24 protein-coding genes are annotated in these 23,603 nt (G+C 57.6%); 12 read left to right on the plus strand and 12 right to left on the minus strand.

Translation table 11 applies throughout. The features are described 5' to 3' along the window. The first annotated feature begins 144 nt into the window (after window positions 1-144). Genes QBL02_RS12370 through QBL02_RS12390 form a run of 5 tightly spaced genes read left to right on the plus strand, consistent with a single transcriptional unit; the run spans window position 145 to window position 5,386 of the window. On the plus strand, window positions 145-906 hold the full coding sequence (locus QBL02_RS12370) for an SDR family oxidoreductase (RefSeq protein ID WP_282726733.1): 762 nt from the start codon (window positions 145-147) through the stop codon (window positions 904-906). Then, window positions 907-2,502: a class I SAM-dependent methyltransferase gene (locus tag QBL02_RS12375; RefSeq protein WP_282726734.1), complete on the plus strand. Its 1,596-nt coding sequence runs from the start codon at window positions 907-909 to the stop codon at window positions 2,500-2,502. A gap of 12 nt (window positions 2,503-2,514) precedes the next feature. Then, window positions 2,515-3,828: a histidinol dehydrogenase gene (gene hisD, locus QBL02_RS12380; RefSeq protein WP_282726735.1), complete on the plus strand. Its 1,314-nt coding sequence runs from the start codon at window positions 2,515-2,517 to the stop codon at window positions 3,826-3,828. Between the two features lie 5 nt (window positions 3,829-3,833). Beyond that, window positions 3,834-4,337, plus strand: a complete 504-nt coding sequence (nrdR, locus tag QBL02_RS12385; protein ID WP_282726736.1) for a transcriptional regulator NrdR — start codon at window positions 3,834-3,836, stop codon at window positions 4,335-4,337. An 8-nt stretch (window positions 4,338-4,345) separates the two neighbouring features. Continuing rightward, entirely contained in the window at window positions 4,346-5,386 is a 1,041-nt protein-coding gene (locus QBL02_RS12390) for a quinone-dependent dihydroorotate dehydrogenase (RefSeq protein ID WP_282726934.1), read from the plus strand. Window positions 5,387-5,618: 232 nt separating this feature from the next. Here the strand turns inward: QBL02_RS12390 and QBL02_RS12395 are convergent, their stop codons facing one another. After that, window positions 5,619-6,194 (minus strand): DUF3043 domain-containing protein, encoded by a 576-nt coding sequence (locus QBL02_RS12395; protein WP_282726737.1) that lies wholly within the window; start codon window positions 6,192-6,194, stop codon window positions 5,619-5,621. A 118-nt stretch (window positions 6,195-6,312) separates the two neighbouring features. Here QBL02_RS12395 and QBL02_RS12400 point away from each other — a divergent pair, with 118 nt between their 5' ends. From QBL02_RS12400 to QBL02_RS12420, 5 genes are all read left to right on the plus strand, one after another. Beyond that, entirely contained in the window at window positions 6,313-6,663 is a 351-nt protein-coding gene (locus QBL02_RS12400; protein ID WP_282726738.1) for an iron-sulfur cluster assembly accessory protein, read from the plus strand. Window positions 6,664-6,795: 132 nt separating this feature from the next. Then, entirely contained in the window at window positions 6,796-7,644 is an 849-nt protein-coding gene (gene coxB, locus QBL02_RS12405) for a cytochrome c oxidase subunit II (protein WP_282726739.1), read from the plus strand. 20 nt (window positions 7,645-7,664) lie between these two features. Further along, on the plus strand, window positions 7,665-9,308 hold the full coding sequence (gene ctaD / locus QBL02_RS12410; protein ID WP_282726740.1) for a cytochrome c oxidase subunit I: 1,644 nt from the start codon (window positions 7,665-7,667) through the stop codon (window positions 9,306-9,308). A gap of 21 nt (window positions 9,309-9,329) precedes the next feature. Beyond that, window positions 9,330-9,752: a cytochrome c oxidase subunit 4 gene (locus QBL02_RS12415; protein ID WP_282726741.1), complete on the plus strand. Its 423-nt coding sequence runs from the start codon at window positions 9,330-9,332 to the stop codon at window positions 9,750-9,752. Between the two features lie 16 nt (window positions 9,753-9,768). Next, window positions 9,769-10,212 (plus strand): GNAT family N-acetyltransferase, encoded by a 444-nt coding sequence (locus QBL02_RS12420; RefSeq protein ID WP_282726742.1) that lies wholly within the window; start codon window positions 9,769-9,771, stop codon window positions 10,210-10,212. Window positions 10,213-11,378: 1,166 nt separating this feature from the next. Here the strand turns inward: QBL02_RS12420 and QBL02_RS12425 are convergent. The 4 genes from QBL02_RS12425 to QBL02_RS12440 are packed head-to-tail and all read right to left on the minus strand — an operon-like array spanning window position 11,379 to window position 15,574. After that, complete coding sequence (locus QBL02_RS12425) at window positions 11,379-12,983, minus strand: cytochrome bc complex cytochrome b subunit (RefSeq protein WP_282726935.1); 1,605 nt, start codon at window positions 12,981-12,983, stop codon at window positions 11,379-11,381. A 5-nt stretch (window positions 12,984-12,988) separates the two neighbouring features. Continuing rightward, window positions 12,989-14,074, minus strand: coding sequence for a Rieske 2Fe-2S domain-containing protein (locus QBL02_RS12430; RefSeq protein ID WP_282726743.1), 1,086 nt, complete (start codon window positions 14,072-14,074; stop codon window positions 12,989-12,991). Window positions 14,075-14,126: 52 nt separating this feature from the next. Continuing rightward, window positions 14,127-14,939, minus strand: a complete 813-nt coding sequence (locus QBL02_RS12435; RefSeq protein ID WP_282726744.1) for a cytochrome c — start codon at window positions 14,937-14,939, stop codon at window positions 14,127-14,129. 20 nt (window positions 14,940-14,959) lie between these two features. Continuing rightward, window positions 14,960-15,574, minus strand: a complete 615-nt coding sequence (locus tag QBL02_RS12440; RefSeq protein WP_282726936.1) for a heme-copper oxidase subunit III — start codon at window positions 15,572-15,574, stop codon at window positions 14,960-14,962. A 187-nt stretch (window positions 15,575-15,761) separates the two neighbouring features. Between QBL02_RS12440 and trpD the strand changes: the two genes are divergently transcribed. Continuing rightward, the gene (gene trpD / locus QBL02_RS12445) at window positions 15,762-16,814 is read left to right on the plus strand and encodes an anthranilate phosphoribosyltransferase (RefSeq protein WP_282726745.1); all 1,053 of its coding nucleotides are present in this window, start codon (window positions 15,762-15,764) and stop codon (window positions 16,812-16,814) included. Between the two features lie 87 nt (window positions 16,815-16,901). On the opposite strand, the gene QBL02_RS12450 is transcribed toward trpD, so the two are convergent. The 6 genes from QBL02_RS12450 to QBL02_RS12475 form a co-directional block, all read right to left on the minus strand. Then, entirely contained in the window at window positions 16,902-18,170 is a 1,269-nt protein-coding gene (locus QBL02_RS12450; RefSeq protein WP_282726746.1) for an ABC transporter permease, read from the minus strand. Further along, window positions 18,157-18,861 (minus strand): ABC transporter ATP-binding protein, encoded by a 705-nt coding sequence (locus tag QBL02_RS12455; RefSeq protein WP_282726747.1) that lies wholly within the window; start codon window positions 18,859-18,861, stop codon window positions 18,157-18,159. The genes QBL02_RS12450 and QBL02_RS12455 overlap by 14 nt, the downstream gene beginning before the upstream one ends. Beyond that, complete coding sequence (locus QBL02_RS12460; RefSeq protein WP_282726748.1) at window positions 18,858-19,778, minus strand: hypothetical protein; 921 nt, start codon at window positions 19,776-19,778, stop codon at window positions 18,858-18,860. Before QBL02_RS12460 ends, QBL02_RS12455 begins: the two co-directional genes overlap by 4 nt. Window positions 19,779-19,896: 118 nt before the next feature. Beyond that, window positions 19,897-20,436, minus strand: a complete 540-nt coding sequence (locus tag QBL02_RS12465; RefSeq protein ID WP_282726749.1) for a GNAT family N-acetyltransferase — start codon at window positions 20,434-20,436, stop codon at window positions 19,897-19,899. 23 nt (window positions 20,437-20,459) lie between these two features. Then, entirely contained in the window at window positions 20,460-21,320 is an 861-nt protein-coding gene (locus tag QBL02_RS12470; RefSeq protein ID WP_282726750.1) for a PaaX family transcriptional regulator C-terminal domain-containing protein, read from the minus strand. An 8-nt stretch (window positions 21,321-21,328) separates the two neighbouring features. Next, complete coding sequence (locus tag QBL02_RS12475; RefSeq protein WP_282726752.1) at window positions 21,329-21,823, minus strand: hypothetical protein; 495 nt, start codon at window positions 21,821-21,823, stop codon at window positions 21,329-21,331. Window positions 21,824-21,925: 102 nt separating this feature from the next. Between QBL02_RS12475 and QBL02_RS12480 the strand changes: the two genes are divergently transcribed. Further along, the gene (locus QBL02_RS12480; protein ID WP_282726753.1) at window positions 21,926-22,966 is read left to right on the plus strand and encodes a GNAT family N-acetyltransferase; all 1,041 of its coding nucleotides are present in this window, start codon (window positions 21,926-21,928) and stop codon (window positions 22,964-22,966) included. Window positions 22,967-22,976: 10 nt separating this feature from the next. Here QBL02_RS12480 and QBL02_RS12485 read toward each other — a convergent pair whose 3' ends face one another. Continuing rightward, a complete protein-coding gene (locus tag QBL02_RS12485; RefSeq protein ID WP_282726754.1) occupies window positions 22,977-23,561 on the minus strand; it encodes a TetR/AcrR family transcriptional regulator in 585 nt (194 codons plus the stop codon). Between the last annotated feature and the right edge of the window lie 42 nt (window positions 23,562-23,603).

Below are 23,603 nucleotides of genomic sequence, written 5' to 3' on the forward strand. Positions count from 1 at the left end.
CGGCTGTTGTTTCTTGCAGAGTAGCGGTCCAAGCCGTGAAGCAACAGACCCCGTGTCCGTATCGTCATATTTCGACCGCTACGCTTGACTACATATATAGACATGGTCGCCATGTTTTGACGAACTCTATTCGAAGGAGACATCTTGACTCAGCCGCTCGCAGCAGGCAGCCTCGCGGGGAAGCGTGCCCTCGTAACCGGTTCATCACGTGGCATCGGTGCAGATACCGTCAGCTACTTCGCAAACGCTGGCGCAGACGTTGTGGTGAACTTCCGCAATAAGGCGCCGCGTGCAGAGAAGCTTGCCGCTCAGCTTCGCGAACTGGGCGTACGCGCGCTTGTGCAGGGCGCTGACCTGACCGATAACGATTCGCTTGCAGCTATGTTCGCTGAGGTGAAGCAGGAGTTCGGCGGCCTCGACATTCTCGTGCTCAACGCTTCTGGCGGCATGGAAAGCGGCATGGCTGAGGACTACGCGCTCAAGCTGAACCGTGATGCTCAGCTTGCAGTGCTCGACGCAGCATTGCCTTTGCTCGGCGAGGGATCGCGTGTCGTGTTTGTGACCAGTCACCAGGCGCACTTCATCCACACCACTCCAACGATGCCGGAGTATGAGCCGGTGGCACTGTCAAAGCGTGCCGGTGAAGACGCGCTTCGCGAGCGTATTCCGGCTTTGGCTGAACGAGGCATTGAATTTGTCGTTGTTTCGGGTGACATGATCGAGGGCACTGTGACCGCTACGCTGCTTGAGCGGGCGAATCCCGGTGCCATTGAAGAGCGCCGCGAATCTGCGGGCAAGCTCTACAATGTTTCCGAGTTTGCGGCTGAGGTTGCCCTGGCAGCTGTTGAGCCGGTCCCGGCTGACAACACTCGCCTGATCGGTGACACCTCTGGATTCAATAGCTGAGTGCAATTCACAACAAAACTCCTCGAGTCTCTTCGTGCCGACATCGAGCGGGCCGCATATCGTGTGAGCGATGTGCGGGCTTTGCTCGGCGCTTCGGCAGATGATGCTCGACTTCGGGGCGTCTTCGAGCCAGCCGTGATTGTGCTCGCCGAACGCGAAGAGACTCAGCTGGCGCTGATGATCAGGGCGCTCCTACTTGGTGAAACGCTTAGCGAGGCCGAACTTGATCTTGCTTTTCCTGAGCTTCGCTGTGCTGGGCTCTGCGAACTTGGTCTTTTGGCTGCCAAGGCTGAGGGCTTTAGGCTGCAATTCTCGCTCAACCCGATCGAATTGCCAGACGTAGACGATGCGACTGGAGGTACGAGCGATTGGTGGATTCTTTCCGATCTTGACGACCAGCTGCGTTTTGGTCCGGCTCGTTCAGATCACGTCATGGGAGTTGGGGGAGCAACTCGTTCGCTGCTCGCTCAATTGCCGCTTGGTGACGTACCAGATCTTCCGTCACAGGCGCTTGATCTTGGCACAGGTTGCGGTATCGTCGCGCTCTATCTTTCTCGCGCAGGAGTGAACAAGGTCGTCGCTAGTGACATTTCGGAGCGAGCGCTTGAGCTTGCGGCAGCAAACGCTGTGCTGAATCGAATTAACGGTGCTGTCAGTTTTGTGCGGGGTGACCTCTTCGCTCCGGTAACTGGGCAGACATTCGACCTCATCGCTTCGAACCCGCCTTTTGTGATTACTCCCCGAAATACCGATGAGAACGTCGAACGCTACGAATATCGAGACGGTGGCCTTGTCGGCGACGAACTGGCTCGACGTGTAGTCAGCGAAGCTCCCGGCTTCTTGGCTGACGAAGGCACCCTGGTCTGCCTCGCCAACTGGGAAAGCCACTGGGGGCAGCAGGGTTTGCACCGAGTAGCGTCGTGGATTGAAGAAGCGCAGCAGGCGCACGGTGCTCTCGCCTCATGGGTGATTGAACGGGACCGGCTCGAACCGATCCGCTATGCCGAAACTTGGATACGTGACGGCGGCACGCGGCCGGATCATGCTGAGTTTTCTGAGATGATGCGTGCCTGGCTCGGCGACTTCGCCGAACGAAGGGTCACCTCAATTGGGCTTGGCTCGATCCGCATACAAAAGCTTCGTGCAGTTCAGCAAAACGCTGGATCCGGGCACACGAGCGCGCCTATCCTGCGAAGCGAATACGCCCCGGAACCCTTTGCGCAAAGGCAATTGGGTGCCACAATCGATCGGGTATTCCGCAACGCGATCGCGTGTTCGCAAATGTCCGACGCTGAGATTCTTGATTGCTTCTGGATTCAGGCCGGCTCAATCACCGAGACTCGTGAACACAAACCGGGCGTTGACGCGCCATTCTCAATACAACTCCACACTGATCGACCGCTCGCCCGGGTCGTTCAGGCTGACCCGCTGCTCGCAGCTGCGGTTGGCGCTTGTGATGGCGATCTCACTCTTCACCAGATTGCTGGAGCGCTCGCCCAGATTCTTGAGCTCGAAGCCGAAGCCTGCGCGGAAGCTCTTGTAACGGGCGTCCGCGAGCTTGTCTGGCTCGGAATGCTTGAAACGCCCCAACGATAGAATAGGCAAGCTATGCTTCGTACGATTGACCTCCGAGGACAAAACCTTTCCCGCGCCGAGCTTTTGCGTTTGGTGCCGCGAGCTGCGGTGGATACCGCTGCTGCGACTCTTCAGGTGCGCCCACTTGTCGAAGCTGTGCGCGATCGTGGCGAGGAAGCGTTGCGTGAGCAAGCACGTGACTTTGACCGAGTCAGCGATCACGCGCTTCGTATTCCGGCCGAAGAAATTCAGGCCTCACTTGAAAGCTGCCCACCCGCACTGCGGGATGCGCTTGAACAGTTGATTGCGCGGCTTCGTATCGCTTCGGCCGCGCAGGTGCCTGCCGAACAGGTCACGCGATTTAATGACGGCGCCACGATTACCCAGCGTTGGCAACCGGTCAGCCGCGTTGGTCTTTACGCTCCAGGCGGGAAGGCAGCCTATCCCTCCTCAGTGCTGATGAATGCTGTGTCTGCGCAGGCCGCAGGGGTCAAAGGTCTTGCGCTTGCCTCGCCAGCGCAGCTCGACAACCGCGGTCGACCACACGAATCCGTACTTTGGGCAGCAGCTCTCGTGGGGGTTGACGAGGTCTACGCAATTGGGGGAGCCGGAGCAATTGCTGCCTTCGCCTACGGGGTGCCATCGATCGGGCTTGAACCGGTTGACGTTGTTACTGGCCCAGGCAATGTGTTTGTTGCGGCAGCGAAACGCGCGGTGACGGGCCTTGTCGGGATCGACAGCGAAGCTGGCACCACCGAAATTCTCGTGATCGCCGATCGAGACGCGAACCCAGACTTTGTCGCAGCGGACCTCGTAAGCCAAGCAGAACATGATGAGGCAGCTGCCTCGGTTCTGGTAACTGACTCTGCTAGCTTCGCCGAACAAGTACGAGCGGCCGTCGAGCGCCGCGTAGCTGCGACGAGGCACGCGCACCGCGCGCTTGAGGCTCTTTCTGGGCCGCAGTCGGCAGTGATCCTCGTCGATTCGCTTGAAGAAGCTGCCCGCGTAAGCAACGCTTATGGCCCTGAACACCTCGAAATCCAGACTGTTGATAACGATCGAGTGTTGGCGCTGATTAACGACGCCGGCGCAATCTTCGTCGGCGGATACACACCTGTCAGTCTCGGCGATTATCTTGCTGGTTCAAACCACGTGCTTCCAACCGGCGGTACCGCACGGTTCTCGGCCGGACTCGGTGCACACACTTTCTTACGGCCACAGCAGATCATTTCTTACGATCGTGGCGCACTCGCTGAAGTGCACGAGCCATTGCTCGCAATCTCGGCGGCTGAGGGGCTGCCGGCGCACGGCGAAGCCGTATCTGCCCGCTTCGAAAACGAAAGGTAATTCAGGTGCATTGCCCTTTTTGTCGACACCCGGATAGTCGCGTAATTGACTCGCGCACAAGTGACGACGGTCTCTCGATTCGTCGTCGTCGACAGTGCCCGGAGTGCGGCCGACGTTTCAGCACCACTGAAACCGCGAGTCTTACCGTGATCAAGCGCTCAGGAGTTGTCGAACCGTTTAGCCGCGGCAAAGTGATGAGCGGTGTGCGTAAAGCCTGCCAGGGCCGACCGGTAACCGAGAGCGACCTTGCAATGCTTGCGCAGCAGGTTGAGGAATCGGTTCGCTCAAGCGGTCAAGCACAGCTTGATGCAAACGACATTGGCCTTGCGATCTTGCCGCACCTGCGTGAACTCGACGAGATCGCTTACCTTCGATTTGCGAGTGTTTACCAAGCCTTTGAATCGCTTGAAGACTTCGAGTCGGCCATCGCGGGGCTGCGGCAGTTCCCAGGCACTGGCCAGATCCCAATCTTGGGTGACAGCGTTGAGACGAAGAAAGAGACCGACTAATCGTGCGAATCTATCCTGCGCTCTTTCAAACCTTCTTGCGCCATATGGAACCCGAACAGGCCCACCACCTCGCTTTCCCCGTGATCCAGGCAGCAGGCCTCGCGGGAAGCGCCGTGCGCGACTTCTGCGCGCCAGATCGTAGCCTGCGCGTTCGGGCGCTTGGGCTGGACTTTCCTAGTCCGTTCGGCATGGCGGCAGGCTTCGACAAGAACGCTGAGGGGATTCTCGGCCTTGGCGCACTCGGTTTTGGCCATGTTGAGATCGGTACCGTCACGCGACACGCCCAAGATGGAAATCCAAAACCAAGGATGTTTCGACTTGTCGATGATCGCGGCCTAATCAACCGAATGGGTTTCAACAATAAAGGTGCTGCCGATGCCGTGCCGCGCATCGAGAAAGCACGCCTCTCAAAACACCGACCAATTATCGGTGTGAATATCGGAAAGAGCCGAATCACTGAGGTCGAGAACGCGACCGGCGACTATGTTTACAGCGCTGAGCGACTCGCGCCCATCGCTGACTACCTGGCCGTCAACGTGAGCTCACCGAACACGCCGGGCCTGCGTGGTCTACAGGAGCTCGACTCGCTGGCACCGCTTCTCGCAGAGGTGAAGCGAGTCTCTGGCAGCACCCCGCTGCTCGTGAAGATCGCGCCAGACATGGACGACGAACAGCTCGATGGCATTGTGAAGCTTGCCAAAGATTTGGGCCTTGCCGGCATCATCGCGACAAACACGACGATTTCTCGCGATGGACTCAACGTAGCTACTGAGAAAATTGAGGAAATGGGTGCGGGTGGGCTCTCGGGTGCTCCGCTCAAGGAACGCTCACTCGAGGTGCTTCGACGCATCCGCGCAACCGAGCCTGATCCAGAGTTCTGCGTGATCTCTGTTGGGGGAGTGACCACTGCCGCCGACGTACTTGAACGTTTGGATGCTGGAGCGACGCTGGTGCAGGGCTTCACCGCGTTCATCTATGAAGGGCCGCTCTGGGCCCGAGAGATAAACCGGGGCCTCGCAGCGGCCGGTTGGCGGGCTCCGAAGCAGTAAATTCTACGGCGGATCGCCCGCTCTGCATACGGGCTGGGGGATCCAACGCAACATAAGAGGGGCTGAGTTTCAGAACGAAACTCAGCCCCTCTATTAGTTATGCAGATTCTCTAGTTATTCAGGAAACTGCAGGCGCTTCACTTGCGCGACGAGCTAAAAGAACGGGCCATTTCTGGCCTGTTCGCGAGGAGTCGGCGAGACCTCCGGGCTCGTGATGCGTGGGCGTTCCCAGTTATTCAGGGAACTGCAGGCGCTTCACCTGAGGCTTCGGCATGCGCAGCATGCGGAACTGGAAGGCGCGCATAGCGGCGTACCAGCGGAAGCCTGGCTGCACATTCGCCTCGCCGAACTTCTCAGCGAGCTTGCCCTTTAGCCGAAGGCCAAGGAAGACAGCGTCGAGTACGGACACGCCGAGGTAACCCCAAATAGCGAAGAGGCTAATGACCTGCCACTGCGCAGGCAGGAAGGTCATCACGAGGACTACGAGCATTGCCGGGATCAGGAACTCGCCGAGTGAGAACCGGGCGTCAACGTAGTCACGCACGTACCGGCGCTGTGGCCCCTTGTCTCGGGGGCCCAGGTAGCGTTCTTCACCGGCCATCATGCCAGTACGCGCCCGCTCACGGAACTCAGCTTCTTTTGCGCGCTGAGCTTTGCGTGCTTCTTTGTCTCGCGAGCCTACGAGCGGCTGCGCCTTCGCGGCCTGAGCTTCTTTACGGCTCGGAGTTGGGCGTCCCTTACCAACTGGGGTGGTCTCTTCTGGCTGCTGCTCGGACGCTCCCGATTCAGCGGTGCTCTTTTTTGCCACGCCATTCCTTTCGCACTGCGTACGTTTTGGGCAAACCAAAAACGCACTGTTCGTCTCATATAAGGATAGTGCGTCAGGGTGCGCCAAGATACCGCGCGAGAGAGGTAGACTGAAGCTTATGAGCGACACAGTAATGACGCCTGCGCATGAGGTGACGATTACCGATGCGGCACGCGAGAAGGTTCGTAAACTTCTCGACCAAGAAGGACGCGATGATTTGCGCCTTCGTATCGCCGTTCAACCGGGAGGTTGTTCGGGTCTGATCTATCAGCTGTTCTTCGATGAGCGCACCCTCGACAACGATGCAATCGTTGATTTTGAAGGTGTTCAGGTCGTCGTTGACCAGATGAGCGTCCCCTATTTGAGCGGTTCTACGATTGGTTTCGAAGACACCATTCAGAAGCAGGGATTCACCATTGACAACCCGAACGCGCAGGGAAGTTGCGCATGTGGCGACAGCTTCAGCTGACGACACCCCTGCCTCGTGTTCAGTAAACCCTCAGCTTCGCGCTAAGCTATTCCAGAGAGTCATCAGCTTTGTCTGCTTGCAGGCATCTCGACAGTCAGTTTCGAAAGGTATGCGGTGCGTCCCAATCGTCGAATGAAATGGGCCCTGACCGGCGTTGCAGTATCTGCGGCGTTGGTTCTTGCCGGTTGTACACCGGCTCAGCAGCGGGGATTCCTCCCCGAAGGGTCAACCAACGCTACGGAGCACACTCCGGGCATTACCAGTCTGTGGGTTAACTCATGGATTGTGTTGCTCGGTGTTGGTGTGATCACCTGGGGGTTGATCCTCTGGGCGACAATTGCTTACCGTCGCCGTAAGGGACAGACCGGCCTACCGGTTCAGTTCCGCTACAACATGCCCATCGAGACGTTCTTCACTGTGGTTCCAGTGATCTTGATCCTCGCATTCTTTGGCTTCACCGCTAAAGAGATGTCGTCGATCGAGGCTCGCTACGAGAACCCAGATAACGTCGTCGAAGTTATCGGTAAGCGTTGGAGCTGGGACTTCAACTACCTGAACGATGACGTGTACTTCCAGGGCGTACAGGTGCAGACCGACGATAACGGTTCTGCAATTCCTGAGACCATGCCGGTTCTTTACTTGCCGGTTGGCCAGAAGACCGAGATCCGTATCGAGACGCGCGACGTCATCCACTCCTTCTGGGTGGTCGAGTTCCTTTACAAGAAGGACATGATCCCGGGTCAGACCAACTACATGTCGGTCACGCCTCAGGAGACTGGCACTTACATGGGTAAGTGTGCAGAGCTCTGTGGCGAGTACCACTCGATGATGCTCTTCGAGGTTCGTGTTGTTGAGCAGGCTGAGTACGATGCCTACATCAAGGCACAGCGCGAAGCCGGTTTCGAGGGAAGTGTCGGTCTCGACTACAACCCGTTGCAGGACGAGTTCTTCGGTGACGAAGCTAAGGCTCAGAACGAGTAGTGAGAAGCGAGAGTAAGAAGATGAAGAAGGGCAACGTGATCGTTTCGTGGCTTACGTCCACGGATCACAAAGTGATCGGTTACATGTACCTGATCAGCTCGGTCGTGTGGTTCATGATCGGTGGCCTGATGGCCCTGATCATCCGCGCGCAGCTGTTCGCTCCCGGTCTCGAAATCGTCGCGACCAAGGAACAGTACAACCAGCTGTTCACCATGCACGGCACCATCATGCTGCTGATGTTTGCAACTCCACTGTTCGCAGGCTTCGCAAACGTATTGATGCCACTGCAGATTGGTGCTCCTGACGTGGCGTTCCCACGTCTGAACGCACTGGCATTCTGGCTCTACACGTTCGGTTCGCTGATTGCTGTCGGCGGCTTCCTCACCCCACAGGGTGCGGCATCGTTTGGCTGGTTCGCATACGCTCCGCTTTCGGACGTAACGTTCTCGCCGGGCGTCGGCGGAAACCTCTGGGTTCTCGGACTCGGCATCGGTGGCTTCGGCACGATCATGGGTGGCGTGAACTTCATCACCACCATCATCACCATGCGTGCTCCAGGCATGACCATGTGGCGTATGTCGGTGTTCACCTGGAACACTCTGATCACCTCGATCCTCGTGATCCTGGTGTTCCCAGTTCTCGCAGCGGCCTTCTTTGGCCTTGCAGCTGACCGTATCTTCGGTGCACATATCTTTAACGGAGAAGGCGGTGCCATTCTTTGGCAGCACCTGTTCTGGTTCTTCGGTCACCCAGAGGTCTACATCATTGCGCTGCCGTTCTTCGGTATTGTCTCTGAGGTCTTCCCGGTATTCAGCCGTAAGCCGATCTTCGGTTACAAGACGCTTATCTACGCGACAATTTCGATTGCTGCTCTGTCGATGACCGTGTGGGCTCACCACATGTATGTCACCGGTTCGGTGCTGCTACCGTTCTTCGCGCTGATGACGATGCTCATCGCGGTTCCTACCGGTGTGAAGATCTTCAACTGGATCGGCACAATGTGGCGTGGTTCGATCACCTTCGAGACTCCGATGCTGTGGGCCCTCGGCTTCCTCGTATCGTTCGTCTTCGGTGGTCTGACCGGTGTCATCCTGGCTTCGCCAGCGCTTGACTTCCACCTCTCGGATACCTACTTCGTTGTGGCTCACTTCCACTACGTGATCTTCGGTACCGTTGTGTTTGCCATGTTCTCGGGCTTCTACTTCTGGTGGCCAAAGTGGACCGGCAAGATGCTCAACGAGCGTCTCGGCAAGATTCACTTCTGGATCCTGTTCATCGGCTTCCACACCACCTTCCTTGTGCAGCACTGGGCTGGCGTCATGGCTATGCCACGTCGTTACTACACCTACCTGCCAGAAGACGGCCTGACCTGGATGAACCAGCTCTCGACCGTAGGCGCGATGATCCTCGGCATCTCGATGATTCCATTCCTGCTGAACGTCTACCTGACCGCACGCAATGCGCCAAAGGTCACCGTAAACGATCCATGGGGCTTCGGTCGTTCGCTGGAGTGGGCAACCTCTTGCCCTCCACCACGCCACAACTTCACCTCGATCCCACGCATCCGTTCGGAGTCTCCTGCCTTCGACCTCAACCATCCTGAGGTCAGCGGCGTGAAGCAGCCCGGACAAGAGGGCGAGCCTGCGCTCGCTCAGGCGAAGTAACGCAGAAAGGAAAGAAGAACCATGAAGTCAAATGTCGTAATCTTCGGAATCCTGACTGCTTACTTCCTGATCGTGGGCAGCATGTACACGATCTGGAACCTGATCACTCACGGTTACGTTGAGTGGGCTGGCACCACAGCCATCCTGCTCTCGGGCGGACTCACCGCAATGATCTCTGTCTACGTCTGGCTCGTCCAGAAGAAGCAGGGTGGCGTGCTGGTTGAGGACCGTCAGGACACCGACATCGATGATGGCGATCCAGAGATCGGCGAGTTCAGCCCTTGGAGCTGGTGGCCAATCGTGCTGGCGTTCTCGCTGTCACTGTTCATCCTTGGCCTCTGCATCGGCTTTAACTTCTGGCTGACATTCCTGTCGCTGCCAGTGGTGCTGATCGCAGTCGTCGGCTGGGTGTACGAGTACTACCGCGGGCATTTCGCTCGCTGATCGGTCCGCATAAGTCGTGACTATCACTATTCGGCGAGGGCGTGTTGAAGACGCTTCGGTGCTTCACGCCCTCGCCGTCCAGTATCAGACTGGACGCGAAGCTATCGGGCGTGACGAGTTTGACGTCGCGCTCGATAACGTGCTTCGCCATCGAGACCAAGAGACCAACGTTCTCTTCGTAGCCGAACAAGACGGTCGCGTCGCCGGCTACTCACTGCTTACCGTCTCCCGCCTGCTGCACGCACCAGGTCTCACTGCTCACTTGCAGGAGATCGTGGTTGATGCCGAGGCGCGCGGACACGGCATCGGTGACCGCCTCATGCAGGCCAACGAACACTATTGCATGGGCCGCGGTGTGCGTCAGCTTTCTGCTTCGACCGCACGTATCGGCTCGTTCTACAACCATCGCGGCTTTGAGCCAGTTGGTGAACACTACCGTAAGGTGCTCGAGCTCGGCTAAGTCGCCGAGATACGAGTATGTCCTCACACGACAACGACGTAGACCCTGCCGCTCCTTCTGTGAGCCGCAGGGTCCGTCGGCGTCCGGGGGAGAACCGTGCCCGGCTCATTGAAGCTGGGCTTTTCGTCTTTGGGCGTCAAGGTTTTCACGGTGCCTCAACCTCAGCGATCGCTTCTCTCGCAGATGTGCCTCAGCCGCACGTCTATGCGAGTTTCAGCACGAAGCAAGCTCTCTTCATCGAATGCGGCAATGAGGCCGCTCAAAGGCTCGCTGCGCGTGATTTAAGCGCGCTACTGACTCAGCCGCTCGACGAAGAACTCCGCTTGCTCGGCGCTTTCGTTTTGCAGTGTCTTGCGAACGTGTACGATCCTAAGCTTAAACTCGAACTCGAAGACCTGCTGAGCAGGCTCTCTGCAGCCCATGGGCAAGAGAACGTCGCCAACTTGGCCACAGCTACTACGCGGGATCTTCTCGGCGCTCTAGCGGACGATTCCTAGAACAGCTGCCTTTCCTCGCACAGCTGCCTTTCCTCGCACGGCTGCATTCTTCGCGCGTTCCTGCATTCCTTCGCGCGTCGCCCTGCATAGACGGCGCCGCCCAGCTCCCTCCAGTCGCGTCGACGAATCCTCCGCGATGCCCGTGCCATCTGCCCTGCGAGCCCGTAGTCGCCGGCACCCTGCAGGAGCTCGTGAGCCGCAGGATCCAGTGGAGCATACCAAGATCTTTACGATCCGCCTCAGCAGGCTGAAGAACGCCTCAGAATGACGGGCTGGGTGATGGGCAGGGTGACGATAGCCCCACAGAAGAGGATGGCAGGACGACGCTTACCGGAGCACGACCGTTGACCGATGATAAGGCCAGGGGAGTGCGCTTGCATTTAAGCGGCCGTCATCATCCAGTACAGACGTCATGAATCGCAGAATCAAACTGCGGCGAAGGATCGTGGGACCCACGCCCGGTGGCTTTGGATAGCAGTGGCAGGAAGATGCGGGGGTTGGCTTTGTGTGAATCCACGTTTCAGCGCTGCGCCAGCCTACAGAAACAGATGGAAGTCTCAGAATGTCATGGCGACGGGGGAGCGAGGGCATTGAAGTAACGAATTGGGTATGAAAAAAGGAGGCCCCGATCGGAAACAAATCCGATCGGGGCCTCCTTTTGACGAGGGCTTAGTGGCCTTCGTGCTCAGCCTGGTCGAGCTCACCCTGAGTTGGGGGAACGACGCGGTCTTCGAAGAACCAGCGGCTGAAGCCTGAGCGCAGACGACGTGAGAACGGAATACGTCCATCGTCGTTTGGACGAAGCATCAGTGGCTCGTAGCTGTGGTAGCTGACTAGCTCCCAACGCTCGTACTCGCTAACTGGCTTGTGAACCTCAACGTACTCGCCGCCTGGGAGGCGAACAATACGTCCCGACTCGTAGCCGTGCAGAGCGATCGAACGATCCTTCTTCTGCAGTGCGAGGCAGATGCGCTTGGTCACTACGTAAGCGACGATCGGTCCAAGGATCAGCAGAATCTGCAGAGCGTGGATCACGCCTTCCATCGAAAGCTGGAAGTGTGTTGCCATGAGGTCCGAGCTTGCGCCGGCCCACATCACTGCGTAGAAGGTGACACCTGCAGCACCGATAGCGGTACGGGTAGGAGCGTTGCGTGGGCGATCCAGGATGTGGTGCTCGCGCTGGTCACCGGTTACCCAAGCCTCTACGAACGGGTAGATAGCTACCAGGATCAGGAAGATTCCGATGATAATAAGCGGAATCAGCATGTTCCATGACCAGGTGTAGCCGAACCACTCGGTCTCGAGCCCTGGTGGAATCAGACGGAGCATACCGTCGGCGAAGCCGATGTACCAGTCGGGCTGGGTACCAGCCGAAACTGGTGACGGATCGTATGGACCGTAGTTCCAAATCGGGTTGATTCCAACGAAGGTGGCGATCAGCATGATCACGCCGAAGACGATGAAGAAGAAGCCACCGGCCTTTGCTGCGTACACAGGGAGAACAGGGAAGCCAACAACGTTCTGCTGGGTCTTGCCTGGGCCAGGGTACTGGGTGTGCTTGTGGATGACCACAAATGCGAGGTGGAGCGCGACAAAGAGGATAACCAGTGCAGGCAGCAGCATGATGTGCAGCATGTAGAGGCGGCCAACAATGTCGGTACCTGGGAACTCGCCACCGAAGAAGAAGAACGACAGGTAGGTGCCGACGACTGGAATCGCCTTGATGATGCCATCGATGATTCGCAAGCCGTTACCCGAGAGAACGTCATCGGGGAGTGAGTAGCCGGTGAAGCCCTCAGCCATTGCGAGAACGAAGAGAACGAAGCCGATCAGCCAGTTCAGTTCGCGTGGCTTGCGGAATGCACCCGTAAAGAAGATACGGAGCATGTGCAGGCCGATCGATGCCACGAACAGCAGGGCTGCCCAGTGGTGCACCTGACGCATCAGCAGACCGCCGCGAACACCGAACGAGATGTCGAGGGTCGAGGCCATTGCGCCCGACATTTCGACGCCCTTCATCGGCACGTATGGGCCGGTGTAGTGGGTCTCGATCATCGTCGCCTGGAAGAACAGGGTCAGGAAGGTACCCGAGAGGAGGATCACTACAAAGCTGTAGAGAGCTACCTCGCCGAGCAGGAACGACCAGTGGTCAGGGAAGACCTTGCGGCCGAACTCCTTGACTGCAACACCGATCTTGGTGCGGTCGTCAATGTAGCTGGCGGCCTTGGCGGTAAACGTTGAACCGCTCTGGCTTTGCGTTGATGGAGTAGTCACAGTGCTCACTTGAGGCGCTCCCAGAAGCTAGGTCCGACAGGTTCTTCAAAGTCGCTGCGTGCAACCAGGTAACCCTCGCTGTCCACCGTGATGGGGAGCTGCGGGAGTGGACGCTTGGCTGGGCCGAAGACGACCTTTGCCTGGTCGCTGACGTCAAACTGCGACTGGTGGCAAGGGCAGAGCAGGTGGTGCGTGTGCTGCTCGTTCAGAGCAACTGGGCAACCGACGTGCGTGCAGACCTTTGAGTAAGCAACGATGCCGTTGTATGACCAGTCCTTGCGATCTTCTGGCTCAGTGAGGTCAGCTGGATCGAGACGGATCAGCAGGACGATGGCCTTGGCCTTTTCGTCAAGCACGTTCGTTGCCTGGTCGAGGTTCTCAGGAACCACGTGGAAGACCGAACCGATGGTGACATCGGAAGCCTTGATCGCTGCACCAACCGAAGCTCCACCGAGGTCGCGGGAGAGGCGAGTGCCCTTTTCCCACATGGTGTGCTTGAGCAGAGTTACTGCGTCCTGATCCTGCGGAGCTAGGCCACGCAGCAGGGTGATGCCTGGGATCGGGAAGGCAACGAGTGCGCCGATGAGGCTGTTGCGAACCAGAGTGCGGCGCGAGAAGCCCGACTCCTTATCAGCGAGCTCGAATACCTCGGCTGCTGCTTCGCGCGTTGGCTCATCGCTTGGGGTTGGGTGACGCTCATCGATCGACTCGTGGTCGGCCATGATCGCCTTGCCCCAGTGCACTGCACCGATGCCGATGGCAAGCAGCGCAAGGGTCATGCCAATGCCGACGAACATGGTGTGCAGACGGATCTGCCCCAGGTCGCCTGACTCGATCGGGAAGAACATGTACGCCAGTACGGCGCCAAGGCTTCCTACGATTGAGATGTAGAAAAGCGAGTATACGATGCGCTCTGCGCGCTTCTCACGCTTTGGGTCTAGATCGGTTACCCGCTGACGATGCGGGGGAAGACCGGGGTTCTGAACGACATCGGGCGCAATGATCGCGGTGCCTACCGCTGCGCCATCGTTGTCGTGGCTCTGAGCGGGGACAACGGCGGTTGTGCCGTTGTTCTTCGCTTCCTCTGCCATGATGCTCCTTGCTTACTGACTGTTCTTGACGATGTTGATCGGTGCTAGTCGACTAGTTCGACTTTGCAGTGACCCACACCGTGAGCGCGACGATAATACCGAGGCCGATGACCCAGATGAAGAGACCCTCAGCAACTGGACCAATTGATCCGAGTGACAGACCGCCAACTGCAGGCTGCTCCTCGATGTACTTGAGGTAGCTGATGATGTCCGACTTCTGCTCTGGAGTGATGTTGGCATCGTTGAAGACTGGCATGTTCTGCGGGCCGGTAACCATGGCCTCGTAGATGTGCGTTGAAGGAACACCGGTGAGCTTTGGAGCCCACTTGCCCTGCGTCAGTGCGCCACCGGCGCCAGCAACGTTGTGGCACATTGCGCAGTTGATGCGGAAGAGTACGCCACCGTTAGCAATATCGCTATCGCCCTGGAGGTACTTTGCATCTGGCAGATCCGGTCCTGGTGCGAGCGATGCCACCCAAGCAGCGAGCTGCAGGGTCTGCTCTTCGTCGAACTGCTTTGGCTTGACCATGCCCTGTGGGCCCTGGAAAGCAAGCGGCATACGACCGGTACCAACCTGGAAGTTCACCGAAGCTGCGCCCGAGCCGATGAGCGATGGGCCATCGTTGGTGCCTTCAGCGTTCAGGCCGTGGCAGGTGGCGCAGTTGGCGCCGAACAGCTTCTCGCCAGCGGTGAGGTTCTTCTCATCCTGGCTGAACTTGGTCCAATCAACCTCTGCGGTAGCTGAGGTCTGGTTGAAGCCGGTGTATGCGGCGCCCGTGACAAGCAGACCAACTGCCACGAGGGCAACGGTTGCGAGCGGGTGACGACGACCAGTCTTGCTGGTGTTCTTCTTGAAGAGAGCCATGGTTCTCGGTAACTCCTGGGCTATTTGACCACGTAGATGACGATGAACAGCGCGATCCACACGATGTCAACGAAGTGCCAGTAGTACGACACAACGACCGCGGTGGTCTCTTCCTTTACGGTGAAGTTCTTCACTGCGTAGATACGACCGATCACGAAAAGGAACGCGATGAGGCCGAGACTCACGTGGATGCCGTGGAAACCTGTGGTCAGGTAGAAGGCCGAACCGTAAGGATCGCCGTTGAAGAGAATGTCTTCCGACACGAAGGTTGCGTACTCCCACGCCTGACCCGACACGAAGATCGCGCCAAGGAAGAAGGTGAGGTAGAACCACTCGACGGTGCCCCACTTCGCAGGCGACTTGCCAGTCGCGTACGGCTGCATACGCTCTGCAGCGAACACGCCAGCCTGGCAGGTAAACGACGACGCCACCAGGATCAGAGTGTTAATCAGGGCAAACGTGAAGTTGTGCTTCTCTGTTTGCTCGACCCAAAGGTCAGGGTTCATCGCTCGAAGCGTGAAGTAAATGGCAAATAGGCCAGCAAAGAACATAAGCTCGCTGCCTAGCCATACGATCGTGCCCACAGCGACCGTATTTGGACGCTTTACCGCAGACACGGCTGACTGAGTATTCATGGTGGTTGTCGTCACCCCTCCATTATGACTGAAAGTTTGGTGTGTATCTTTCACATTCACACGGCGCGCCGAACAATCCGCTGTGCGTTTGTGCCAGCCTAGCGGGTTTCGGGCCATTCCTTTTCATCAGATGAAGTCGTGGCGTGGTGGTAACGCTCGAAGCACCTTAAGCAATTAGGATTTACTTATGCTTGAAGAACGAACTTGGCCTGTCGTCCTCACCACTCTTATTGAGGGAGGCGACCTCAGCGTTTCCCAGGCTGACTGGGCGATGGGCGAGTTTATGACCGGCACCGCGACTGAGGCTCAGATGGGTGCATTTCTCGTCGCCCTGCAGCGCAAGGGCGTAACGGTTGACGAAATTGTTGGATTTCGTGACGCCATTCTTGCTGAGGCGAAAGAAGTAAACCTTCCGGCCATGTCACTCGACATCGTCGGAACCGGCGGAGATCGCTTCGGCACAGTGAACATTTCGACGATGGCCTCTGTAATCGCCGCAGCAACGGATATTCCTGTTGTGAAACACGGCAACAAGGCCGCGAGCAGCAAATCAGGGTCGTCTGATGTTCTTTCAGCTCTCGGGATCAACCTAGCTCTCGAACCGGATCAACTCGTGCGTAGCTTCGAAGAATCCGGTATCGCCTTTGTGCACGCAGCACGATTCCTCCCGGGGTTTCGCCATGTTGCGCCGGTTCGTGCCGAACTTGGCGTGCAGACAGTGTTTAACTATCTCGGGCCGCTATGTAACCCGGTTCGCCCTGAAGCAACCGCCGCTGGTGTGGCAGATATCGCGCGCGCCCCGCTTTTTGCGGACCTGTTCCGATTCCGAGGTGCGACAGCGCTAGTGTTCCGCGGTGACGATGGTCTCGACGAACTCACCACGACAGGTCATTCGCACATCTGGGAAGTGAGCAGGGGAGCACTCACCGAGCACGATATCGACCCCCGCGATCTAGGTATCAAGCGGGCTCGCATGGAGGATCTGATCGGCGGCACCCCTGAAGAGAATGCGGCAGTGGTTCGTCGTGTATTTGAGGGCGAAGAAGGCCCGGTGCGTGACATTGTGCTTTTGAATGCTGCTGCGGGCATCGTGACGTACAACCTCGTTCGTGATCCGGAATCGGTGGATCGACCCATTCTTGATCGTCTGCGCGAGAGCCTTGAGCTTGCCGGTGCAACTATTGACTCGGGTGCGGCGCTGCGCACACTCGACGGTTGGGTCGCGGCAACAAACCGCTAAACAAAAGACCTCGCTTCGAAGATAAAGTCATTTCTCTCTTCGAAGCGAGGTCTGTTGGTTCATCCGCAACTAGCGGCTCGACCACCACTAATACCGGATCGCGTCGATCACTCGAACCTTTGTAGCAACAATCGCGGGCACCAGACCGGCAAGCGCGCCTGTGAGCACCGCGGCGGCGAGCCCGATCAGCGCAGCAAGGATCGGGAATGGCGGCACATCTTGCATGCCGTAGAAAAGATTGTTCATAATCAATGGGCTGCGCACGACCGCAACAGCGAGAATGATCCCGAGCACACCGGCCACAGCCGTCGCAACAACGCTCTCCATCATCACGGAAGCAAATATTCGGCCGCTACTGGCACCAAAGCTTCTGCGCACGCCAATTTCTCGAATCCGCTGCCGCATCGCCACCAATTGAATGTTGACCAGGCTTAGGCCCCCGAGCAACAAGACAATGCTCGAGATAGCACTCGTAATGATCTGCATCATCATAAAGCTCTGTTCAAAGTCAGGGCTGGCGCCTGAGTCCGTGCGTGAGACGCTCACCTTCACGCCGGTCGGTAAGCCGGCCCGAAGATCCATCGCTAAAACTGGGCCAATTTCAGAAGCCTTCTTGCCGCTTACCCATACCTCTCGAACAACCGGCACCTCTTTGGGTACCGCCCCAACACGCTGAATATAGCTGTCAAAAAGCATGCTTACGCGCAACTCTTGATCCCACTCGCCAGCTTTTGGCAGCACCCCAATGATTTGGTAGGTACCCGCGTACGCATCGGTCATGGTGAGTGTCGGATGGCTTGAAAGCGGAGGGCTGCCAAGACGCTCCCACATCGGCGCAGAGACAACTACTGGTGGGGCCAAAAGCTCTGCGTCGCGCGCAGTAAACCAGCGCCCTTCTTGCAGTTTGGCGCGGTGAATGATGGGGTACGCCGGATCGATCTGCTGCGAGGCGACCATTGTGACGCCTTCTGGCAACTGAACGGGCACCTGCACCTGGCCGTCGATCAACCGGGTTGTGTGGGTAAACCCGTAGCGTTCGTTCACCGCAGCGAAGCGTTCGTCGGCGGCGCCCCAATCAACAGGGGTGCCATCTTCGGTGAAAGTATCGATGCGAAGGGTTGCGATTCGACCGCCCCAGCGCTCAGAATTTTCAAGAGTTGCTTGCTTTTGCAGTTCTCCAAGACCAACCACTGCGGTAAGCGCGGCGACGGCGACAGCAATGCCAATCAAACTTAAGATAACCCGAAGCTTATGGGTGCGCAGCTCACCCCAAGCCTCACCAAAGGTGCCCACCAGGCCAGCCGCGAAACGTGACCAGGTGCTCTCAACTTCAAGACGGTGATCATTGTGCGACATACGCGGCTCCCGCTACTTCAGAGAGGACGCCATGGTCAAGCCGAAGCTGACGAGCCGCAAGCGCCGCGACACCCGGATCATGCGTAATTGTGATCAAGGCTGCACCGTGCTCGGTCGCTACCTCTTCGAGAAGCTGCATGACAGTGGTACCGGTTTCAATGTCGAGCGCACCCGTTGGTTCATCGGCGAGGATCATGCGCGGTCCGCGCACAAGTGCTCGCGCAATGGCAACACGTTGCTGCTCGCCGCCAGAAAGCTGGTCTGGCATTGAATCGAGCCGGTGCGATAGCCCAACACGATCAAGCATCGCTTCAGCGAGTTGCTTACGTCGCCAAAACATTTGACCGCTGGCGTAACCAAGGGGCATCATCACGTTCTCGCGCGCATTCAGGCCCGAGAGCAAATTGAACTGCTGAAAGACATAGCCGATGCTGCTGCCGCGTTTGTGGTCGAGCGCGGCTTTGCCGAGCGTGCCCGTATCGACGCCGTCAAACATGACCGTGCCCGACGAGGGGGAGTCAAGCAGCCCGAGAATGTTCAGCAAAGTGGTTTTTCCTGATCCGCTTCGCCCGACCACGGCAACATGCTCACCAGAGTCAACCGTCATGTTAATGTCGTGCAGAATCTCAAGCTGGCTGCCATCCGGAAGCTCAACCTGTTTTGATACTCCGCTGATCTCGATCAGGCTCACCAGCTAGTGCCCGTCTCGCAAACTTCTTCGCCGGGAGCGACTTCATAGCAGAACTCTTCAACCGGAGCCGCAATACCCGGCACAAACTGGCGAAGAGTTGCGCCAGCTTCAATACCTGAAAGTACCTGCACCATCGTGCCATCGCTGACACCGAGCTCAACCTTGGTTTCAGTGATCTCATCGTCCTTGCCAACAAGCCAGACGACGCCAGTGCCAGAGCCGCCCTTTACCGCAGTTGCAGGGATCGCGAGAACGTCTTCAGCTGTTCCAACTGCAACGTTGAGCTGAGCCGGCAGGCCCGGGAACACAATCTGATCACTTGGGATGCTGCAACGGACACTCGTCGCCCCATCGTCCGAGACCTGCGTGCTCAAGCCCGTGCAGGTAAATGGTGCCGGGCCGCCGTTAATGGTGACCTCGGCCTCTGAAGGAGCGTTCAGTAGGCGATACAGCTGAACTGGTTCAACTGTTGCGAGCAGATGGAAGCGGTCAGGGGTGAGCTTGCCAATCTCGGTGCCGGTGCTGACGTCTTGACCCGCAACAACCCCAAAGCCGCTCAGACGACCGGACTCTGAAGCGACTACCTCGCCGATTCGATCGTTTTCAAGCTTTACCGTGAAGAGTGTTTCACCAGCACCCACCACACCCCCGTCGACAACATAAACCGTGCTGACGGTGCCGCCAGCGGTGGAACGCAAGGTGATGTCAGCGTCACGAGCAATCTTTCCCTGCAGTGAGAGGTTGTTCACAATTGTTGTGTTCTCTGCCGTTACCACCGGATCGGTGACGGAACCTCCTGGCGAGATAGATGACTGGCTATCTGTCGAAAAGAATGCCATTTTTGTGAGCGAAGCGGCAATTGCGCCAAAGACGATCACCATCAAAATAGGGAAGACCCAACGTCGCCAAATCACCATTGCAGCATTGCCTTTCGGTTTGCCCTCGCGGGAGTTACTCCAAACTATCTCCTGCGGGTGTCTGATTGCCTGGGAATTTCACTGGCAACACAAAGCGAATAACGCCATGAACTGGGAATTAGTCTATGAGATGGCGAATAAGGATCTGGCCCGGCCAGTCACCCTCGTCAAAAGGAAGCAGAAGTTCATAACCGCAAGATTCGTAGAAACGAACCAGGTTGCCAGAGCCGCCGGCATAACAATCAACCCTCAGCTGCGAAACCTTTGCAGCCCGCGCCTCCGCCTCTGCAAAACTCATCAGTGCGCGCCCCACGCCACGAGCCAGCGGGTGTCTCGAAGCGATAAGGAGGCGGACATATAGCTCTGTTGAATCCGCCGGTGGAACATAGGGCATTGCTTCACCCAATACGAGAGCGCCGCAAACGCCAATCTGCTCGTGCACTGCGATCCAGGCCCCCGGAAGCTCACAGGCCTCTCTCACCCGCGCGACCTGGCGGTCCTGCGTCGACCAAGGATCGGTGCCCCACTGTTGACCATTGCCAAAAGTCTGAAACCACTCAATTGCCTCGTCAAAAAGTTGAAGCACGGCTGCGGCATCCGCCTGGTTTGCTTGACGAAAAATGACGCCCTCAATGATGTTTGTCTCTTGAGAATTCATGATTCCTCTAATTCGTTCGTGCGTTAGAAGTCGAGCTTCTCGTGCTCGATGAAAATCGGTGCTTTGGGTGCCATCGATCGAAGCTGATGCCAGGCTTCAACAAAACGCGCGCGAACCACAACCGGCAGCCACGGCTTCGCACGAAGCTCATTTGGCAGGAGCGGATCTTTCAGCAGTGCATGCTCGAGCCCCTGCGAAAGCTGAAGCGCCACAGCAGCGACCGCGATTTCATCATGCAACGACTTGAGATCGATCTTGGAGAGCTGATCCTCAAGCTCAGCATATGACTCTGCGATGGGGGCTGCTGGCCAAAATTTTTCGGCAATCGCGAGGTCATTTTCGCACTCGGGCACTGAAAGTCCGGCAAGTGTAGCTGTGGTCAAAAGATTGTCGCCGAGCAGCTCTGGCACTGTGATGGCGAGCTCGTCTCCGAGCTCGTGCGGGGTGAGGTAGCTGCCCGGTGCAAGGGCTGCTGCCCCAAGCTGAGTGAGAGCGCTTCGAAGCGTGTCGCGAGCGGCTCGCTTCGACTCCGGCACATTAAATAGGTAGAGCCGCCAATTACCATCCCACTCGCTTAGGCCAGCGTCTTGGGCATACGCAAAGGCAACCAAGCTCGCATTTGTTCTCATCAGAGACGCGCCACGATTGCTCAACACCAATTGCCCTGCGCGGCCTCTGCCTTCTTGCCGAAGCTCGCCAGCGCGTTCCATGCGTCGGATCGCGAGACGTACCGTTTGCTCGGGAAGACCAAGCTGAACTGCGAGGTCATAGACATAGCGCAGTTCGGCTGTGCCAGTCGCGGTGAAACAGCCTTCAATAAGCGTGCGAGCCGTTACCGTCACTGGTGCAACTTCGGCGGCGCCCGATTTAGTCTTGTCGTTCACGGAGCGCCCTAGTCGTCAATCTTCTTCGAGTTCACGGTGCCTTCCCAGGGGTAACCGTGGGCGATGAAAGCATCGGCGGTCGCCTCGCGTTTTGTAGAGACGTCACCTTCGAATAGCACTCGGCCCGATGGGGATTCGATGCGGACTTTGCCGCTTCGGCGGTAGACTCCGGCAACTTGTTCGCGTTCGATCGTGCGAAGATCATCGCCTTCTTTTACCTGAATTGTCTGATCGGTGATGGTGAGCTCTGGGCTTTCATATGTGATGACAAAGGCGATGATCAAGCCGACAATTACCAGCACGGCTGGACGGCCAAAGACCATTAGGGGGTTGTCAAAGGAACCTAGAAACTTTAGGTATTCAATGAATGGAATTGGCCAGCTTGCGATGTGGCTGAGTAGCCACGGAAGCGCGAGCCCGAGAGCTAGACCAAGAACGCCGCAGGTTAACCAGACAAATACCTTGTCGCCGACCGTCATTTTGAGGGTGGTCTGTGTTGTCATGCTGTGTCCTTTCGGGTTTTCTCAGCTTTCATAACTATCATAGCACGCACGGTCGTAATCTAAACGATAGTAATGAAGTAAGATGAAATGAACAGAGGGACTATGCCCGAGAATTCCCACGTAGGAATGCCCGACGCCAGTGCGCATTCGCCGATAGCACACTGGCGTTCTGCCGCACTCAGCGACGTGCCTGACATTTATGCACTCATTACTGCTGCAGCGAGTGTCGACTCACCAAAAGACAGCACCACCCTTGAAGAGGTCGATCTTGCACTGCGCAGTTCGAATTTCAGTGAATCGCGGTTTCGCCTCGAGACCGATACTGCGCTCGGATTCGGACAGGACGGCTCGCTGATCGCGTTTGCGACAGTAAAACTCGCGGAACCGGGGGAGCGCGAGGTCGAGGCGAGCCTTGACGGCACGGTACACCCCGCCTGGCGAGGTAAGGGCGTAGGACGATCATTACTCGCCTGGCAGGAGAAGCGAGCGAGAGAATTGCTCCGCACGGATCAAAGTGGATTGCCGGGAATGATCCACCTCGGTGCGCGCGAGACCTGCGCTGACCACCTCGCTCTTTACCGCGCCGCCGGCTTTCACCCAGAACGTTGGTGGATGGATCTGCGCCGTCCGCTTGGAGACCTACCCGCGCTGAGATCCTTGCCGGAAGGAATGATGATGAGTGAGTTCAAAGCCGGCTATTCGGAGCGTGTGCGAAAAGCAATTAACGATGCGTTTCGAGACCATTGGTCGACTCAAGCAATCTCGCCTGAGCAGTGGGAGTCGGAGGGGAATCTTGCTGCTTTCTCGGCGTCCTGCTCGCGCGTCGTGCTGGCAAAAACCGGTAGATGGCCGCGAAAAAAGCGTGTGGTAGCGGCGCTGCTCAGTGAGATTCGGCCAGAAGACTGGGCACTCCACGGTGAATCATTTGGCTACATTTCTGCAATCGGTGTAGTGCGAGACGCGCGCGGGCAGGGACTGTCTTCTGCGCTAATCATTGAAGCGCTGCATGCTTTTTCCAATCGGCACCTTGACAGCGCAATGCTGAGTGTCGACTCCGTAAATCCCAGCGGAGCTTTGGCAATGTACGAGCGTCTCGGATTCAAGCTGGTCGATCGCTCGGTGAGTTATGTGAAGTACTGCTAAGCAGAGCGACTCAATCGTGAAGGCCGATCGTCGCTAGAGCCGATTTTGCATGCTTTGAAGCGGCTTCAACATTAGGCGCTGGCGCCAAACCGAGCAGTCGCTTGCGGTGCGCCTCGCCCAGGAGGAGGGAAAATAAGGGTTCGGCGAGTGCCGCGTTCTCGGCGCTGAGCCGGACTCGAATTTGCCGAATGTAGCCCTCTGGACCTTCCTGATAAAAGCTGCGGGCCAGATCTGGTTGATTCGCTGCTTCAATGATCATGAGCCGGTGCAGCCCCACAGCCTCATCCGAGTGCAGGGCGAGCACTATGTGCTCTGCCAGTTCACTCAGTGTTGCAGTTGACGGAGCTTGGTTCATCGTGCGCTCACGCAGGCGTTCAACACTGGCAAGGAAAATCTCCGTGCGGTCACCGAAGTGCGTGTAGATAGTGCGCTTTGCCACGCGCGCTTCGGCGGCGATGTCGTCGATTGTCACGCTTGAAAGACCCCTTGCCGCGAAAAGGCGAATGGCCGCATCTAGCAACTCATTGAGTCGTTCAGCGCGTTCAGCCGCGGTGGGCCGCCCACGCTTGCGCGCATCGACTGGGTTGCGATCCATACTGGGCTCTCCTGTGGGTTGGAAGTCTTCCCGTCTATTCTA

The sequence above is a fragment of the Leucobacter sp. UT-8R-CII-1-4 genome (genome assembly GCF_030010235.1).
Taxonomy (GTDB): domain Bacteria; phylum Actinomycetota; class Actinomycetes; order Actinomycetales; family Microbacteriaceae; genus Leucobacter.

Bases quoted from the DNA above. Each gene is read 5' to 3' on its own strand.
- hisD (WP_282726735.1), top strand. From the start codon at position 2,515: ATGCTTCGTACGATTGACCTCCGAGGACAAAACCTTTCCCGCGCCGAG.
- QBL02_RS12400 (WP_282726738.1), top strand. From the start codon at position 6,313: ATGAGCGACACAGTAATGACGCCTGCGCATGAGGTGACGATTACCGAT.
- coxB (WP_282726739.1), top strand. From the start codon at position 6,796: ATGAAATGGGCCCTGACCGGCGTTGCAGTATCTGCGGCGTTGGTTCTT.
- ctaD (WP_282726740.1), top strand. From the start codon at position 7,665: ATGAAGAAGGGCAACGTGATCGTTTCGTGGCTTACGTCCACGGATCAC.
- QBL02_RS12415 (WP_282726741.1), top strand. From the start codon at position 9,330: ATGAAGTCAAATGTCGTAATCTTCGGAATCCTGACTGCTTACTTCCTG.
- QBL02_RS12430 (WP_282726743.1), bottom strand. From the start codon at position 14,074: ATGGCAGAGGAAGCGAAGAACAACGGCACAACCGCCGTTGTCCCCGCT.
- QBL02_RS12435 (WP_282726744.1), bottom strand. From the start codon at position 14,939: ATGGCTCTCTTCAAGAAGAACACCAGCAAGACTGGTCGTCGTCACCCG.
- QBL02_RS12440 (WP_282726936.1), bottom strand. From the start codon at position 15,574: ATGAATACTCAGTCAGCCGTGTCTGCGGTAAAGCGTCCAAATACGGTC.
- trpD (WP_282726745.1), top strand. From the start codon at position 15,762: ATGCTTGAAGAACGAACTTGGCCTGTCGTCCTCACCACTCTTATTGAG.
- QBL02_RS12450 (WP_282726746.1), bottom strand. From the start codon at position 18,170: ATGTCGCACAATGATCACCGTCTTGAAGTTGAGAGCACCTGGTCACGT.
- QBL02_RS12460 (WP_282726748.1), bottom strand. From the start codon at position 19,778: ATGGTGATTTGGCGACGTTGGGTCTTCCCTATTTTGATGGTGATCGTC.
- QBL02_RS12465 (WP_282726749.1), bottom strand. From the start codon at position 20,436: ATGAATTCTCAAGAGACAAACATCATTGAGGGCGTCATTTTTCGTCAA.
- QBL02_RS12475 (WP_282726752.1), bottom strand. From the start codon at position 21,823: ATGACAACACAGACCACCCTCAAAATGACGGTCGGCGACAAGGTATTT.
- QBL02_RS12480 (WP_282726753.1), top strand. From the start codon at position 21,926: ATGCCCGAGAATTCCCACGTAGGAATGCCCGACGCCAGTGCGCATTCG.
- QBL02_RS12485 (WP_282726754.1), bottom strand. From the start codon at position 23,561: ATGGATCGCAACCCAGTCGATGCGCGCAAGCGTGGGCGGCCCACCGCG.